Source organism: Pseudomonas sp. B14(2022) (genome assembly GCF_012030485.1).
In the GTDB taxonomy this organism is placed as follows: Bacteria; Pseudomonadota; Gammaproteobacteria; order Pseudomonadales; family Pseudomonadaceae; genus Aquipseudomonas.
Genome location: NZ_JAAUVM010000003.1, coordinates 185,285 through 198,646, shown reverse-complemented (window position 1 = coordinate 198,646; position 13,362 = coordinate 185,285). Strand labels below are relative to the sequence as shown.

Genomic DNA, 13,362 nt, shown 5'->3' with positions numbered 1-13,362 from the left:
TCGGGCGCGCTCCATCTCTACTGAGCCCGCCCCTTATATTGGAGAAATCACATGCCTTCGTTCGACGTGGTATCTGAACTGGACAAACACGAAGTCACCAACGCCGTCGAGAATGCCGTCAAGGAGTTGGACCGCCGCTATGACTTGAAAGGCAAGGGCAGCTTCGAATTCAAGGAAAAGGAGCTGACCGTCAACTTGACCGCTGAAGCCGATTTCCAGCTGGAAGCGATGATCGAGATCCTCAAGCTGTCGCTGGTCAAGCGCAAGATCGACGCACAGTGCCTTGAAATCAAGGACGCCTACGCCTCCGGCAAGCTGATGAAGCAGGAAGCCGTACTCAAGGAAGGCATCGACAAGGAGCTGGCGAAGAAGATCGTCGCCCATATCAAGGATGCCAAGCTGAAAGTCCAAGCTGCCATCCAGGGTGAGCAGGTTCGCGTCACCGGCAAGAAGCGTGATGACCTGCAGGACGCCATTGCGGCCCTGCGCGCCAAGACCTTCGACATGCCGCTGCAGTTCAATAACTTCCGCGACTGATGGCACATTGGGGAACCTGCGGGCGTTTTCGACGTCCCACGCCCCAGAACCCGCGCCTGCAAATGAGCCCCATGGGGCTCATTTGCGTTTCCAGGCAGTCAATAAAGCCGCACATCCGCCACACAGGAGAAGCTACATGGATTTAAACGCTGAAATGGATCACTTGATCAAGACTTCGCAGTCGTGGATCCCGATGATCATGGAATACGGCAGCCGGGTATTGCTGGCGGTGATCACCCTGGCCATTGGCTGGTGGCTGATCAACGTATTGACCCACCGTGTGGGCCGCCTGCTGGCCATGCGTAACGCGGACCTTGCACTGCAGCACTTCATCACCAGCCTGGCGAACATCGCGCTGAAAGTCATGCTGATTGTGAGTGTGGCCTCGATGATCGGCGTGGCGACCACCTCGTTCGTGGCTGCCATCGGTGCCGCTACCCTAGCCATCGGCCTGGCGTTGCAAGGCAGCCTGGCCAACTTCGCCGGTGGCGTGCTGATTCTGTTGTTCCGCCCGTTCCGCATCGGTGACTGGATCGAAGCCCAGGGCACCTCGGGGACTGTCGACAGCATCCAGATCTTCCACACCGTGCTGCGTACCGGCGACAACAAGACCGTGATCGTGCCCAACGGCATCCTGTCCAACGGCATCATCACCAACACCAACCGTCAGCCGACCCGCAAGGTAGTGTTTGATGTGGGTGTGGACTACGAGGCCGATCTGCAAAAAGCCCGTGAAGTGCTGCTGGAACTGGCAAAAGACCCGCGCGTACTGACTGATCCTGCTGCAGTGGCCGTGGTGTCGACCTTGGGCGATAGCTCAATCACCGTCTCCCTGCGCTGCTGGACCAACACCCCGGATTATTGGGATGTAGTGTTCATGCTGAATGAACTGTCGCGCGACCGTTTAAAGGCGGCGGGGATTGATATTCCATTTCCGCAGCGAGTTATTCGCGTGATGCAGGAAGCAACCCCGAAGTAAACGAAAGAAGCGTGTTTAACTTGGCCGACAGGTCAGGTTAAACGTGTCACCTGAATCTCGTTAGTTAGCTTGCTAGTTATTATTTGTCGAAATAAAACTGCAATGAAAAAGCCGCTCCCTTGTAAGCAGGGGAGCGGCTTTTTGTTTAAGGCCGAGGCCTTAAGTCATCGTTGTAGTTGAACCAGCAATTACAAGATGTTCAGCGGGTATTGCGCGATCAGACGCAGTTCGTCGATGGACGAAGAACCGTAGTACACGCCGTCAGACGAGCGATAGGTCGCTTGGCGAATACGCAGGCTCAGATCTTTGGCTGGGCCGCTCTGGATCACGTATTTACCTTCGATGTCGCGTTCCCACTCTTTACCGTTCGACGTCGTGGCGGTGTTGGCGCCGCTACCGGTCACGTAACGAGTCATGAAGCTCAGGCCAGGAATGCCGAAGGTTGCCATGTTGATGTCGTAACGAGCCTGGTAGGACTTTTCGCCTTCGGCGTTGAAGTCGGAACGGGCAACGGAGTTGGCCAGGAACACTGTGCCGCCGCCGTCTACACCGTAACCGTAGTCGCCGTCGCCGGTAACCTTCTGAGCTGCCAAGGTAAAGGTGTGAGCGCCGATGGTGTAGGCACCTTGCAAGCTGAATGCGCGGTTGTCGAGCTTGGTACGCTGATCAAATGGCAGCGCGCTGTCTTTGGAAGCGCGTTGCAGGCCTTCGCCTTCGCTCTTGGTGTCGTAGATGTTGAAGTCCAAGGCGAACGACTGGTCGTCGCTAAGCGCATGGGTCCAGTTCAGGTTGCTGTAGTACTTGCGGAAGTAATCTTCGGTTTTCGCGTAGTACAGGCTGCCGGTGAACTCTGGGGTAAACGAGTAGACGCCGCCGACAAAGTCGGTCTTCGTCAGGCCCAGGCTGTCATGGTAGGTCTGGTTCTGCGCAACGCTGGAAGTGAAGTGACCGCCTTCCAGTTTCAGGCCCTTGATCTCGTTGCTGGTGATCGAGATGCCTTGTGGCAGCTCTGGCAGCAGACGGCTGTCATCGGACGCGAACACTGGAGCTGTGGTGTACTGGTCACCGATTTTCAGGACGGTATCGGAGATACGGAACTTAACGGCGCCACCGCCTTTGGAGTAATCGTCTTGTGAACGACCATCGGAGCCGGTTGGGAACAGACCGGTACCCGCACGACCCTTGCCGCTATCGAGCTTCACGCCCAACAGGCCGATTACGTCAACACCGACACCGATGGTGCCTTGGGTGAAGCCCGATTGGTACAGGGCGTTGAAGCCCAGGCCGGACTCTTCAGTGCGGCTTTGTGAGGTCGGGCCCGACGGGTTGTTACGGAAGTCGCGGCTGAAGTACAGCGCGCGAGTGTTGATGCTGAACGTACTGTCTTCAACAAAGCCCTTGGAATCGTCCTGGGCGGACGCCATTGCGAACTGCGAGGTGCCTGCTGAAACAGCCAGGGCGATCATGCTCCACTTCATCACGCGCATCGTGATTTGCTCCTTTGGTTTTAGGAAGAGTACTGCCGTCCCACCTGTATTTTTATCTGGGCGGCTCTTTCTTTTTTGTGTCGGCGCAAAGTTATATCACGCAGACTCTATTGACGATACTTACCCATCTTTCCTTTCAGCTTCTTTACGAGGCTGTCGTAAATTGCTAGCTCCGTGTCGCAAATTCACAGTCCGAGTGTAACGGGACTGACAACTTCAATGCTGTTTTCAAACGTCTTTCGAAGTTTGAGGTTTTCCTTGAGGCGCATTGAAACGCTGCTGTTCTTCTATCGCGAAACACCTGCTTCCCAGCGGGTGTCGTTGCCGACGATATGGGTGTGAATGCAACAAGCGCGCCCAAATCGGTAATCGAATGTCATTTTTTCGTGAAAAACGTGAAAATCGTGTAAAGACCTCATAAACACGGGCTTTTTACGCCATTTTGTTTGCGCTTGACGCGTCTGCGTTGTCCCTGGCTCGTGAGGCAAAAATGCCTTCCCAGAGAAAAACGTTACCGGTTCACCCTGAGAGTGGGTAATCGGCGGATCCATTTGAAGCACAAGTGGGTCATTTTGGTGCGCCCCTGGGAGGCCCGGGTTAGCGTAGCTCAAATATTGGCCTGCCTCTAAAGGGTGCAGTTTTTTATCGCGGTGCATTCGGTTTTCAGCATTCGCCGTGAAGCCTGGGGCGTTCGAAGGTATGCTGGCGTCCTGAACTTGACCTGCCCAACGGAGTGCCCGTGGTGTTCGCCTTAGATCAACGCTTGCAACAAGACACACTGCTCATCGGGGACTTCCCGCTGTGCCGCCTGCTGCTGTCCAATGATTCGAACTACCCCTGGTTCATTCTGGTGCCACGCATCAACGGTATCAGCGAAGTGTTTCAGCTGGATGTCGCAGATCAACAAATCCTCTGGAAGGAAACAACGGCCCTGGCGCAGTGGCTGAACGAAGGTTTGGCCGCCGACAAGATGAATATTGGTGCGCTGGGTAATGTCGTCAGCCAATTGCACGTGCATGTGATCGTACGCAAGCGTGATGACGCCGCCTGGCCTGCACCCGTGTGGGGCAAGCATCCGGCAAAGCCGTACACTGAAGAACAAGTGGCGGCCATTCGTGTGCGCCTGCGCGAGTTGCTGCCGGCCGACTTCATCTTTACCCAGGGCTGAATCATGGATCTGCAAGACCGCGTTACCGATCTGGAAAGCCGCCTGGCCTTTCAGGACGACACCATCGAAACTCTCAATGACATCCTGGTCGCCCAGCAGCGCGCGGTTGAACGCCTGCAACTGCAGATGACCGCGCTGCTCAAGCGTCAGGAAGAAATGAGTGGCCAGTTCGAGACGTCCGAAGAAGAGGCGCCGCCACCGCACTATTAATCCGAGTGCAATAAAAAACCGCGACCCAGCCAAGCTGGATCGCGGTTTTTTTTGCTGCGACGGCTGGAATCAGCGGCGCGGCAGGGCAGCGATCACGTCTTCGGCTTGCAGGCCTTTGTCGCGGTTCATGACGGAGAATTCCACGCGCTGGCCTTCCACCAGGACGCGATGGCCTTCGCCACGGATGGCCCGGAAGTGGACGAAGATATCGTCGCCCGAATCGCGGGAAATAAAGCCGAAGCCTTTGGAGGTGTTGAACCACTTGACGGTACCGGTATCCCGATTGGTCATGTCGTAGTTTTGCGACGCGGCCGCCGGGGACGAACGGTAGAAGCTGATGGCCAGATGAAGAACGATGGCGACCACAGCAATCACCAGGCTGAGCAGGATGGCCGGGTGGCCGCCGACTTCAGGCATAGGTGCCAGGAGGGTGAGGGTTTGTACGACAACGGTCAGTACCAGCAGCGCGCTGACCAGGTTTTGCAGTTGATGACGCGTGCCTTTGTTCCAGTAAGGGATTACCGGAGCGAGCGTCAGGTTAAGAAGGCCGAACAAGGCCAGGTACAGAGCGTCGTGTTGTTGCAGGTAGGGCAGGCTTTCAGGCTGCAGGCTCGGGATAAAGGACAGCAGCAACGCTGCAACGCCCGTTAGCAGGTGGACGATTTTCAACATTTTGATTAACTCACGTTAAGACGGATCACAAGGAAGAGCTGACTGGCACGGTTCGCTTCTGAACAATGGGAGGCGCTGGGCACGTGCGCGGGTATCAGCCTATGCCGCTTGCCGTGGAAATTAACGGCGGCGACACGCTGCCTATTTAACAGCAAAGGCCGTGCCTACTCAAATCAAGCATTTTCCGGGGCTGAAAGGGGCACGGCATTTCTGCGGGAAACGCTTGTCCTAGACATGTGCAGGTGTTTCAGGCGGCTTCAAAGGAAATTTCCTATGCGCCCCAAAGGCTTGTCCTGCAAGTGCTGATCGGTCGTGCAGGGACGATTTGCCGCATCTCGCCCGAGGGTGTCGGGCTGCGTATCTCCGGCGCTCTTGCTAGAGTGGTCCTGCACCTGATCAATGAATGCTTGTCAATTGAAGGGGATAAACATGGCAATCGATATCGGTATCAGTGAAGAAGATCGTAAATCCATCGTCGATGGGCTTTCACGACTGCTTTCCGATACCTATGTACTGTACCTGAAGACCCATAACTTCCATTGGAACGTCACGGGCCCTATGTTCCGCACGCTGCACCTGATGTTCGAAGAGCAGTACAACGAGCTGGCGCTGGCGGTGGACTCCATAGCCGAGCGTATCCGTGCCCTGGGTTTCCCGGCGCCGGGCGCCTATTCGATCTATGCCCGACTTTCCTCCATCAAGGAAGAAGAGGGCGTACCCAGCGCAGAAGAGATGATCAAGCAACTGGTGGCGGGCCAGGAGGCGGTCACACGTACCGCACGCGGTATTTTCCCGTTGCTCGACAAGGTCAGCGATGAGCCGACCGCGGACCTGCTGACCCAGCGCATGCAGGTTCACGAGAAAACCGCGTGGATGCTTCGCTCCCTGCTCGAAAACCAGTAACCGTCACCCGCAGTGGCGCCGTTATGGCGCCACTTGCTTGTTTCCACGCATTTCCTGGCGTTGTCCTACGCCTATCAACGCCCCGTCTTCTGGCTGCCTGCCTCGTCCTGCTGTCTTATAGGGCTACTGTCCAATGGGAGAACCCATGGGCTGTTGTTTGGCAATGGAGTGTCAGGTGTATGTCACGTGGAGTGGATGTTGGAGTGATGGAAACCGGTGGTTTCCACAAGATAAACGTCGACCCCTTCGCCAAGGGTTTCGATATGGGGCTGGCCAAGCCATTGTCCCGATCGGTAAGGCTCAATGGGTTTTCCACTTGTCTTCGGCTTGAGCAGATCTATTGGAATATCCTCACGGAAATAGCCAGGATCAATGCCTGCTCTGTCAGTGCATTGCTGTCCTATGTCGATCGGGAAGTGCACTTGCGGTATGGAGGAGTGAAGAACTTCAGTGGGTTGGTCAGGGTGGTGTGTGTGGTTCATCTGTTAAAAGGCCGTGCTACCTCACCGAACCCTGAGTAATCGGCAGGCCTCCGGGCTGGTCCGCCGTTGAGGTGGACCATGCTCCGGGCAGAAAGCCGGCTGCGCTGCCTTGATTTACCAGATATAATCCCGCGCTTTGCTGCTGCCGGGGCTTTCTCCCTCTGCTCTCTATCAGGAGCGGGCGCGGCACAGTAACGATCGATCGCCGAGACATCGCCATGCCCATGTACGACTATCAATGTGCTTCCTGTGGACATCAGTTGGAAGCCATCCAGAAGATCAGCGCAGCGCCGCTGGTCGATTGCCCTGCCTGCCAGGCACCGGAGCTCAAGAAGATGTTGTCCATGCCGGGCTTCCGCCTGAGCGGCAGCGGCTGGTACGAGACCGACTTCAAGACCGGCTCGAAGAAGAACCTGGCGGGCGGCGACAAAGCAGACTGAGTTGAACTCTACGCGCAGGCTCCTGCATTATCCGTCCCCTGCTTTAATGTACGGTGACGAGGCGGGCCTCCACCGAATTTCGAATTACGAGAAGTGAAACCACTACCATGATGCGCAGCCACTATTGCGGCCAACTGAACGAGACCCTGGATGGTCAGGAAATCACTCTTTGCGGATGGGTTCACCGTCGCCGCGACCACGGCGGGGTGATTTTCCTCGATATCCGCGATCGTGATGGTCTGGCCCAGGTGGTGTTCGATCCGGACCGCGCCGAGAGCTTCGCCGCCGCCGACCGCGTGCGCAGCGAGTACGTCGTGAAGATCACCGGCAAGGTTCGCCTGCGTCCGGCCGGTGCCGTGAACGCGAACATGGCGTCGGGTGCGATCGAAGTGCTGGGCTACGAGCTGGAAGTACTGAACGAATCGGAAACCCCGCCGTTCCCGCTCAACGAATACTCCGACGTCGGCGAAGAAACCCGCCTGCGCTACCGCTTCCTTGACCTGCGTCGTCCGGAAATGGCCGAGAAGCTGCGCCTGCGTTCGCGCATGACCACCAGCATCCGCCGCTTCCTCGACGAGAACGGCTTCCTCGACGTCGAAACGCCTATCCTGACCCGGGCCACCCCGGAAGGCGCGCGTGACTACCTGGTGCCTAGCCGTACCCACGCCGGCAGTTTCTTCGCCTTGCCGCAATCGCCGCAGCTGTTCAAGCAACTGCTGATGGTGGCCGGCTTTGACCGTTACTACCAGATCGCCAAGTGCTTCCGCGACGAAGACCTGCGCGCCGACCGTCAGCCGGAATTCACCCAGATCGACATCGAGACCAGCTTCCTCGATGAAAAAGAGATCATGGGTATCACTGAGCAGATGATCCGCAACCTGTTCAAGGAAGTGCTGGACCTGGAGTTCGGCGAATTCCCGCACATGACCTTCGAAGAAGCCATGCGCCGCTACGGTTCCGACAAGCCAGACCTGCGTAACCCGCTGGAACTGGTGGACGTGGCCGACCAACTCAAGGATGTCGACTTCAAGGTGTTCAGCGGGCCGGCCAACGACCCTAAATGCCGCATCGCCGCCCTGCGCGTGCCTGGCGGCGCGAGCATGCCGCGCAAGCAGATCGACGACTACACCAAGTTCGTCGGCATCTACGGTGCCAAGGGCCTGGCGTACATCAAGGTCAATGAGCGCGCCAATGGCGTTGACGGCCTGCAATCGCCGATCGTGAAAAACATCCCGGAAGCCAACCTGAACGTGATCCTGGATCGCGTCGGTGCGGTCGATGGCGACATCGTGTTCTTCGGCGCCGACAAGGCCAAGATCGTCAGCGAAGCCCTGGGCGCGCTGCGGATCAAGCTGGGCCACGACCTGGACCTGCTGACCTGCAAGTGGGCGCCGATGTGGGTCGTCGACTTCCCGATGTTCGAAGAAAATGACGACGGCAGCTTCAGCGCCTTGCACCACCCGTTCACCGCGCCGAAGTGCTCGCCTGAAGAGTTGGAAGCCAACCCGGCAGGCGCGCTGTCCCGCGCGTATGACATGGTGTTGAACGGTACTGAGCTGGGTGGCGGTTCGATCCGTATCCACCGCAAGGAGATGCAGCAAGCGGTGTTCCGCCTGTTGGGCATCAACGAAGCGGAACAGGAAGAGAAATTTGGCTTCCTGCTCGACGCCCTGAAATACGGCGCGCCGCCCCACGGTGGCCTGGCTTTCGGTCTGGACCGTCTGGTAATGCTGATGACCGGCGCCCAGTCGATCCGTGAAGTGATTGCCTTCCCGAAAACCCAGAGTGCTGCGGACGTCATGACCCAGGCTCCAGGTGTGGTGGATGCCAAGGCGCTGCGCGAGCTGCATATCCGCCTGCGCGAGACGCCGAAGGCTGAGTAAGGCTGCTGCGTGAAAGCGCACTGAGGTTTACGCAGTCAAAAAAGGCGCATCTTCGGATGCGCCTTTGCGTTACAAGGGGTGTATCCCACCCAGGGTGGGGTTGATAAGGTTTCTAGAGAATTTCGGAGTTGTGTTATGGCTGGCCATTCCAAGTGGGCGAACATCAAGCACCGCAAAGAGCGTCAGGATGCCAAGAAAGGCAAGATATTCACCAAGTGGATTCGCGAGCTGACGGTCGCTGCCCGCCAGGGCGGTGGTGACCCGGGCTCCAACCCGCGTCTGCGCCTGGCGCTGGACAAGGCTCTGGGCGCCAACATGAGTCGTGACATCATCGACCGTGCCGTGGCCCGTGGCGCGGGTGCTGCCGACACCGACGATATGGTCGAGCTGACCTACGAAGGCTACGGCCCAGGTGGCGTGGCAGTAATGGTCGAATGCATGACCGATAACCGCAACCGTACCGCCGCCGCCGTGCGTCATGCGTTCAGCAAGTGTGGCGGTAACCTGGGGACTGACGGTTCGGTGGCCTACCTGTTCGAGCGCAAGGGGCAGATCTCCTTCGCGCCGGGTGTGGATGAAGATGCGCTGATGGAAGCGGCGATGGAGGCGGATGCCGACGACGTGGTGACCAATGAAGATGGCTCCATCGACGTGTTTACCTCGTTCGCCGGCTTCTACGCCGTGCGTAACGCCCTGGAAGCGGCCGGTTTCAAAGGCTCCGACGCCGAGATCGTGATGTTGCCGACCACCAGTGCCGAGCTGGACCTGGACGGTGCGCAGAAAGTGCTGAAGATGCTCGACATGCTCGAAGATCTGGATGATGTGCAAAACGTGTACTCGAATGCCGACATCCCGGAGTCAGTGGCCGAACAGCTAGGCTGAAGAATGACGTAGATCCAAATGTGGGAGGGGGCTTGCTCCCGATGGCGGTGTATCAGTCAGCTTATGTCTAACTGGACGATTGCCATCGGGAGCAAGCCCCCTCCCACATTGGAACTACGGTGTATCAAAAATTGTGTTTACCCAACCCGCAGGCGTTATGACTTTAATCCTAGGTATCGACCCCGGTTCGCGCATCACCGGTTTTGGCGTGGTGCAACACACCCCGCGTGGTTGCGTGTATGTGGCCTCGGGCTGTATCCGTACCGGCGCGGGCGAGTTGGCTGAGCGCCTGCAGATCGTCTATCGTGGCGTGCGTGAAGTGATCCAGACCTACGGACCGGTGACCATGGGCATCGAAAAGGTGTTCATGGCAAAAAACGCTGATTCGGCGTTGAAGCTTGGCCAGGCCCGTGGCGCCGCCATCGTCGCCGGCGCCGAGGAGGGCATGGAGATCGCCGAGTACACCGCGACCCAGGTCAAGCAGGCCGTGGTCGGCACCGGAGCGGCAAATAAAGAGCAGGTGCAGATGATGGTCATGCACATGCTCAAGCTCACCTCAAAACCGCAGATCGATGCCTCCGACGCCCTGGCCATTGCCATTTGCCATGCGCATACCCGTTCCAGCCTTCTGCCTCACGGCTTGGGTACGGCACGCAGTCGTGGCGGGCGCCTGCGTCTCTGATAGCATCAGCGCAATCGTTATTTCCGGTCAGACCTCGCTCTGACCCCCAAGCTTTAAGGATCTGAACCGTGATTGGACGCTTGCGCGGCACCCTGGCTGAGAAACAGCCGCCGCACCTGATTCTGGATGTAAACGGGCTGGGGTATGAGCTGGAAGTGCCCATGACCACCCTGTACCGCCTACCGTCGGTCGGTGAACCGATAACGCTGCATACCCATCTGGTGGTGCGCGAAGACGCGCAACTACTCTATGGTTTCATTGGCAAGCGCGACCGCGACTTCTTCCGCGAACTGATTCGCCTCAATGGCGTGGGGCCTAAATTGGCCCTCGCGTTGATGTCGAGCCTGGAAGTGGATGAGCTGGTACGTGCCGTTTCGGCCCAGGATACCTCGGCACTGACCAAGGTGCCGGGCGTCGGCAAAAAGACCGCCGAGCGCCTGCTGGTGGAGCTCAAGGACCGCTTTAAGGCCTGGGAGGTGGTGCCGAGCATGTTTGCCCTGGTGCCGAACCAGCCGGACATGCCGGCGGGCCATGTCGCGAGTGCTGAAAGCGACGCCGTCAGTGCGCTGATCTCCCTGGGCTACAAACCCCAGGAGGCCAGCAAGGCCGTCTCGGCCATCAAGGACAAGAACCTGAGCAGCGAAGACATGATCCGCCGCGCCCTGAAGGGAATGATTTAAGTGATTGAAGCTGATCGTCTGATCGCGGCCACTGGCCCGCGCGACCGTGAAGAAGTCCAGGACCGCGCCATCCGCCCCCTGAGCCTGGCCGAATACATCGGCCAGCCCACTGTGCGCGAGCAGATGGAGTTGTTTATCCAGGCCGCGCGCGGGCGCAGTGAGTCCCTGGACCACACCTTGATCTTCGGCCCGCCGGGGCTGGGTAAAACCACCCTGGCCAACATCATTGCCCAGGAAATGGGCGTGTCGATCAAGTCCACCTCCGGCCCGGTGCTGGAGCGGCCAGGTGATTTGGCGGCGTTGCTCACCAACCTCGAACCGCACGATGTGCTGTTTATCGATGAAATCCACCGGCTCTCGCCAATTGTCGAGGAAGTGCTGTACCCGGCGATGGAAGACTTCCAGCTCGACATCATGATTGGCGAAGGCCCGGCGGCCCGCTCGATCAAGCTCGACTTGCCACCCTTCACCCTGGTGGGCGCGACCACGCGTGCGGGTATGTTGACCAACCCGCTGCGAGACCGTTTCGGTATCGTTCAGCGTCTTGAGTTCTATAGCACGGCAGACCTGGCGACCATCGTCAGCCGTTCGGCGAGTATTCTCGGCTTGCCCCTGGACCCGGAAGGCGCGTTTGAGATCGCTCGTCGGGCCCGGGGCACGCCACGGATTGCCAACCGCCTGCTGCGTCGCGTGCGTGACTTTGCCGAAGTTCGGGCCAAGGGGCATATCACCAAAGCCGTGGCGGACCTGGCCTTGAACCTGTTGGATGTGGACGAGCACGGCTTCGATCATCAGGACCGGCGCCTGCTCTTGACCATGATCGAGAAGTTCGACGGTGGCCCGGTGGGTGTCGACAGCCTGGCGGCGGCCATCAGTGAAGAGCGTCATACCATCGAAGATGTGCTGGAGCCATACCTGATCCAGCAAGGCTATATCATGCGCACGCCAAGGGGCCGGGTGGTGACGCGCCATGCCTATCTGCACTTCGGGTTAAACATTCCGTCACGATTGGGTGAGATGCCCGTGGTAGACGAATTCCTTGATGCAGTGGACGATTAAAAGCTTCACGCCAGTCGATTTATTCGATGTTTGTGCTGTCCTAGTGGCGGGCGTCGTCATTCAGTCACTGGATATGTTTTTCGAGAATGAAAAAACAGTTGCCCGACCGGATTGGCAACCTGAGGAGTAAGCACTAGAGTATGCGCGCGCAAAACGGGGATCAGTCGTTCGCACATCGCTGTCGCGTTTATTACGAGGACACCGATGCTGGCGGCATCGTGTATTACGTCAATTACCTCAAGTTCATGGAGCGGGCTCGTACCGAGCGGCTACGGGAGCTGGGCTTTGCCCAATCCCAGCTGGCAGGGGAGGACCTGTTATTCGTCGTGCATTCCAGCGAGGCGCGTTACCACGCACCGGCGCGACTGGACGACGAGCTGCTGGTCAGCGCTGAAGTAATCGAATTGAACCGTGCCAGCCTGCGTTTCAAGCAGCAGGTCAGGCGGGCAACGGATGCAACGCTGCTCTGTGAGGGGCAGTTTCTGGTGGCGTGTGTGCGCACCAACAGTTTGAAACCTCGGGCCATTCCCGAAACTCTACGTGCGGCCTTTGCCGCCGTGAGCGGCGCGGGTAAACAATCAAAGCAGGAGATTTAGCGTGGAACCTACCGTCGTCGACCATTCCTCCATGTGGAGCCTGGTCAGCAATGCCAGTGTTGTGGTTCAACTGGTGATGCTGACCCTGGTAGCCGCATCGGTTACCTCTTGGGTCATGATTTTTCAGCGCAGCAACCTGCTGCGTGCCGGTCGACGTGCCCTGGAGAGCTTTGAAGAGCGCTTCTGGTCGGGTATCGACCTGTCCAAGCTGTACCGCCAGGCCGGCAGCAACCCGGACCCGGACTCGGGCGTCGAGCAGATCTTCCGCGCCGGCTTCAAGGAGTTCTCGCGCCTGCGCCAACAGCCGGGTGTTGATCCGGAAGCGGTCATGGAAGGCGTGGCCCGTGCCATGCGCGTCGCCATTTCCCGTGAAGAAGAGAAACTGGAGCAGAGCCTGCCGTTCCTCGCTACCGTCGGTTCCGTCAGCCCGTACATCGGCCTGTTCGGTACCGTGTGGGGGATCATGAACTCGTTCCGCGGCCTGGCCCAGGCCCAGCAAGCGACCCTGGCCACCGTGGCCCCGGGTATTGCCGAAGCCCTGATCGCCACCGCGATCGGCCTGTTCGCCGCTATCCCCGCAGTAATTGCCTACAACCGCTTTGCTGCCACCAGCGAAACGTTGATCAGCCGTTACTACACCTTCGCCGATGAATTCCAGGCGATCCTGCACCGTAAAGTGCACACCAGCGAAGAATAAGCAGG

16 protein-coding genes are annotated in these 13,362 nt (G+C 58.4%); 14 read left to right on the top strand and 2 right to left on the bottom strand.

Annotated features, from left to right (window positions below; all coding sequences use genetic code 11):
• Positions 1–51 precede the first annotated feature (51 nt).
• Both HCF10_RS06755 and HCF10_RS06750 read left to right on the top strand, forming a co-directional pair.
• Positions 52–537 (top strand): YajQ family cyclic di-GMP-binding protein, encoded by a 486-nt coding sequence (locus HCF10_RS06755; protein WP_053135814.1) that lies wholly within the window; start codon positions 52–54, stop codon positions 535–537.
• 136 nt (positions 538–673) lie between these two features.
• Positions 674–1,516, top strand: coding sequence for a mechanosensitive ion channel family protein (locus HCF10_RS06750; RefSeq protein WP_131697896.1), 843 nt, complete (start codon positions 674–676; stop codon positions 1,514–1,516).
• A gap of 188 nt (positions 1,517–1,704) precedes the next feature.
• On the opposite strand, the gene HCF10_RS06745 is transcribed toward HCF10_RS06750, so the two are convergent.
• A complete protein-coding gene (locus tag HCF10_RS06745) occupies positions 1,705–3,003 on the bottom strand; it encodes an OprD family porin (protein ID WP_131697895.1) in 1,299 nt (432 codons plus the stop codon).
• A gap of 742 nt (positions 3,004–3,745) precedes the next feature.
• Between HCF10_RS06745 and HCF10_RS06740 the strand changes: the two genes are divergently transcribed.
• Positions 3,746–4,171: an HIT domain-containing protein gene (locus tag HCF10_RS06740; protein WP_131697894.1), complete on the top strand. Its 426-nt coding sequence runs from the start codon at positions 3,746–3,748 to the stop codon at positions 4,169–4,171.
• Between the two features lie 3 nt (positions 4,172–4,174).
• Entirely contained in the window at positions 4,175–4,381 is a 207-nt protein-coding gene (locus tag HCF10_RS06735; RefSeq protein ID WP_167655108.1) for a SlyX family protein, read from the top strand.
• Between the two features lie 69 nt (positions 4,382–4,450).
• On the opposite strand, the gene HCF10_RS31660 is transcribed toward HCF10_RS06735, so the two are convergent.
• Positions 4,451–5,053: a cold-shock protein gene (locus HCF10_RS31660; protein ID WP_005790922.1), complete on the bottom strand. Its 603-nt coding sequence runs from the start codon at positions 5,051–5,053 to the stop codon at positions 4,451–4,453.
• A 429-nt stretch (positions 5,054–5,482) separates the two neighbouring features.
• Here HCF10_RS31660 and HCF10_RS06725 point away from each other — a divergent pair, with 429 nt between their 5' ends.
• From HCF10_RS06725 to tolQ, 10 genes are all read left to right on the top strand, one after another.
• Positions 5,483–5,956: a Dps family protein gene (locus HCF10_RS06725; RefSeq protein ID WP_003193874.1), complete on the top strand. Its 474-nt coding sequence runs from the start codon at positions 5,483–5,485 to the stop codon at positions 5,954–5,956.
• Between the two features lie 179 nt (positions 5,957–6,135).
• Positions 6,136–6,477: a ribbon-helix-helix domain-containing protein gene (locus tag HCF10_RS06720; RefSeq protein WP_131697892.1), complete on the top strand. Its 342-nt coding sequence runs from the start codon at positions 6,136–6,138 to the stop codon at positions 6,475–6,477.
• A 179-nt stretch (positions 6,478–6,656) separates the two neighbouring features.
• On the top strand, positions 6,657–6,878 hold the full coding sequence (locus tag HCF10_RS06715; protein ID WP_010208103.1) for an FmdB family zinc ribbon protein: 222 nt from the start codon (positions 6,657–6,659) through the stop codon (positions 6,876–6,878).
• Between the two features lie 107 nt (positions 6,879–6,985).
• Positions 6,986–8,761 (top strand): aspartate--tRNA ligase, encoded by a 1,776-nt coding sequence (gene aspS / locus HCF10_RS06710; protein WP_131697891.1) that lies wholly within the window; start codon positions 6,986–6,988, stop codon positions 8,759–8,761.
• A 135-nt stretch (positions 8,762–8,896) separates the two neighbouring features.
• Complete coding sequence (locus tag HCF10_RS06705) at positions 8,897–9,643, top strand: YebC/PmpR family DNA-binding transcriptional regulator (RefSeq protein ID WP_027605539.1); 747 nt, start codon at positions 8,897–8,899, stop codon at positions 9,641–9,643.
• Between the two features lie 157 nt (positions 9,644–9,800).
• Positions 9,801–10,325, top strand: a complete 525-nt coding sequence (gene ruvC, locus HCF10_RS06700; protein ID WP_024077147.1) for a crossover junction endodeoxyribonuclease RuvC — start codon at positions 9,801–9,803, stop codon at positions 10,323–10,325.
• A 68-nt stretch (positions 10,326–10,393) separates the two neighbouring features.
• The gene (gene ruvA, locus HCF10_RS06695; RefSeq protein WP_167655107.1) at positions 10,394–11,005 is read left to right on the top strand and encodes a Holliday junction branch migration protein RuvA; all 612 of its coding nucleotides are present in this window, start codon (positions 10,394–10,396) and stop codon (positions 11,003–11,005) included.
• Positions 11,006–12,064: a Holliday junction branch migration DNA helicase RuvB gene (gene ruvB, locus HCF10_RS06690; RefSeq protein WP_003193867.1), complete on the top strand. Its 1,059-nt coding sequence runs from the start codon at positions 11,006–11,008 to the stop codon at positions 12,062–12,064.
• Positions 12,065–12,204: 140 nt separating this feature from the next.
• Positions 12,205–12,660 carry a tol-pal system-associated acyl-CoA thioesterase gene (ybgC, locus tag HCF10_RS06685; RefSeq protein ID WP_032890914.1) on the top strand — a complete coding sequence of 152 codons (456 nt, stop codon included), beginning with the start codon at positions 12,205–12,207 and terminating at the stop codon, positions 12,658–12,660.
• A 1-nt stretch (position 12,661) separates the two neighbouring features.
• On the top strand, positions 12,662–13,357 hold the full coding sequence (tolQ, locus tag HCF10_RS06680; RefSeq protein WP_053135845.1) for a protein TolQ: 696 nt from the start codon (positions 12,662–12,664) through the stop codon (positions 13,355–13,357).
• Positions 13,358–13,362 lie beyond the last annotated feature (5 nt).

What these genes read in the sequence shown, in the direction of transcription:
- HCF10_RS06755 (WP_053135814.1), top strand. Translation starts at nt 52, where the DNA reads ATGCCTTCGTTCGACGTGGTATCTGAACTGGACAAACACGAAGTCACC.
- HCF10_RS06750 (WP_131697896.1), top strand. Translation starts at nt 674, where the DNA reads ATGGATTTAAACGCTGAAATGGATCACTTGATCAAGACTTCGCAGTCG.
- HCF10_RS06745 (WP_131697895.1), bottom strand. Translation starts at nt 3,003, where the DNA reads ATGCGCGTGATGAAGTGGAGCATGATCGCCCTGGCTGTTTCAGCAGGC.
- HCF10_RS06735 (WP_167655108.1), top strand. Translation starts at nt 4,175, where the DNA reads ATGGATCTGCAAGACCGCGTTACCGATCTGGAAAGCCGCCTGGCCTTT.
- HCF10_RS31660 (WP_005790922.1), bottom strand. Translation starts at nt 5,053, where the DNA reads ATGTTGAAAATCGTCCACCTGCTAACGGGCGTTGCAGCGTTGCTGCTG.
- HCF10_RS06725 (WP_003193874.1), top strand. Translation starts at nt 5,483, where the DNA reads ATGGCAATCGATATCGGTATCAGTGAAGAAGATCGTAAATCCATCGTC.
- HCF10_RS06720 (WP_131697892.1), top strand. Translation starts at nt 6,136, where the DNA reads ATGTCACGTGGAGTGGATGTTGGAGTGATGGAAACCGGTGGTTTCCAC.
- HCF10_RS06715 (WP_010208103.1), top strand. Translation starts at nt 6,657, where the DNA reads ATGCCCATGTACGACTATCAATGTGCTTCCTGTGGACATCAGTTGGAA.
- aspS (WP_131697891.1), top strand. Translation starts at nt 6,986, where the DNA reads ATGATGCGCAGCCACTATTGCGGCCAACTGAACGAGACCCTGGATGGT.
- HCF10_RS06705 (WP_027605539.1), top strand. Translation starts at nt 8,897, where the DNA reads ATGGCTGGCCATTCCAAGTGGGCGAACATCAAGCACCGCAAAGAGCGT.
- ruvC (WP_024077147.1), top strand. Translation starts at nt 9,801, where the DNA reads ATGACTTTAATCCTAGGTATCGACCCCGGTTCGCGCATCACCGGTTTT.
- ybgC (WP_032890914.1), top strand. Translation starts at nt 12,205, where the DNA reads ATGCGCGCGCAAAACGGGGATCAGTCGTTCGCACATCGCTGTCGCGTT.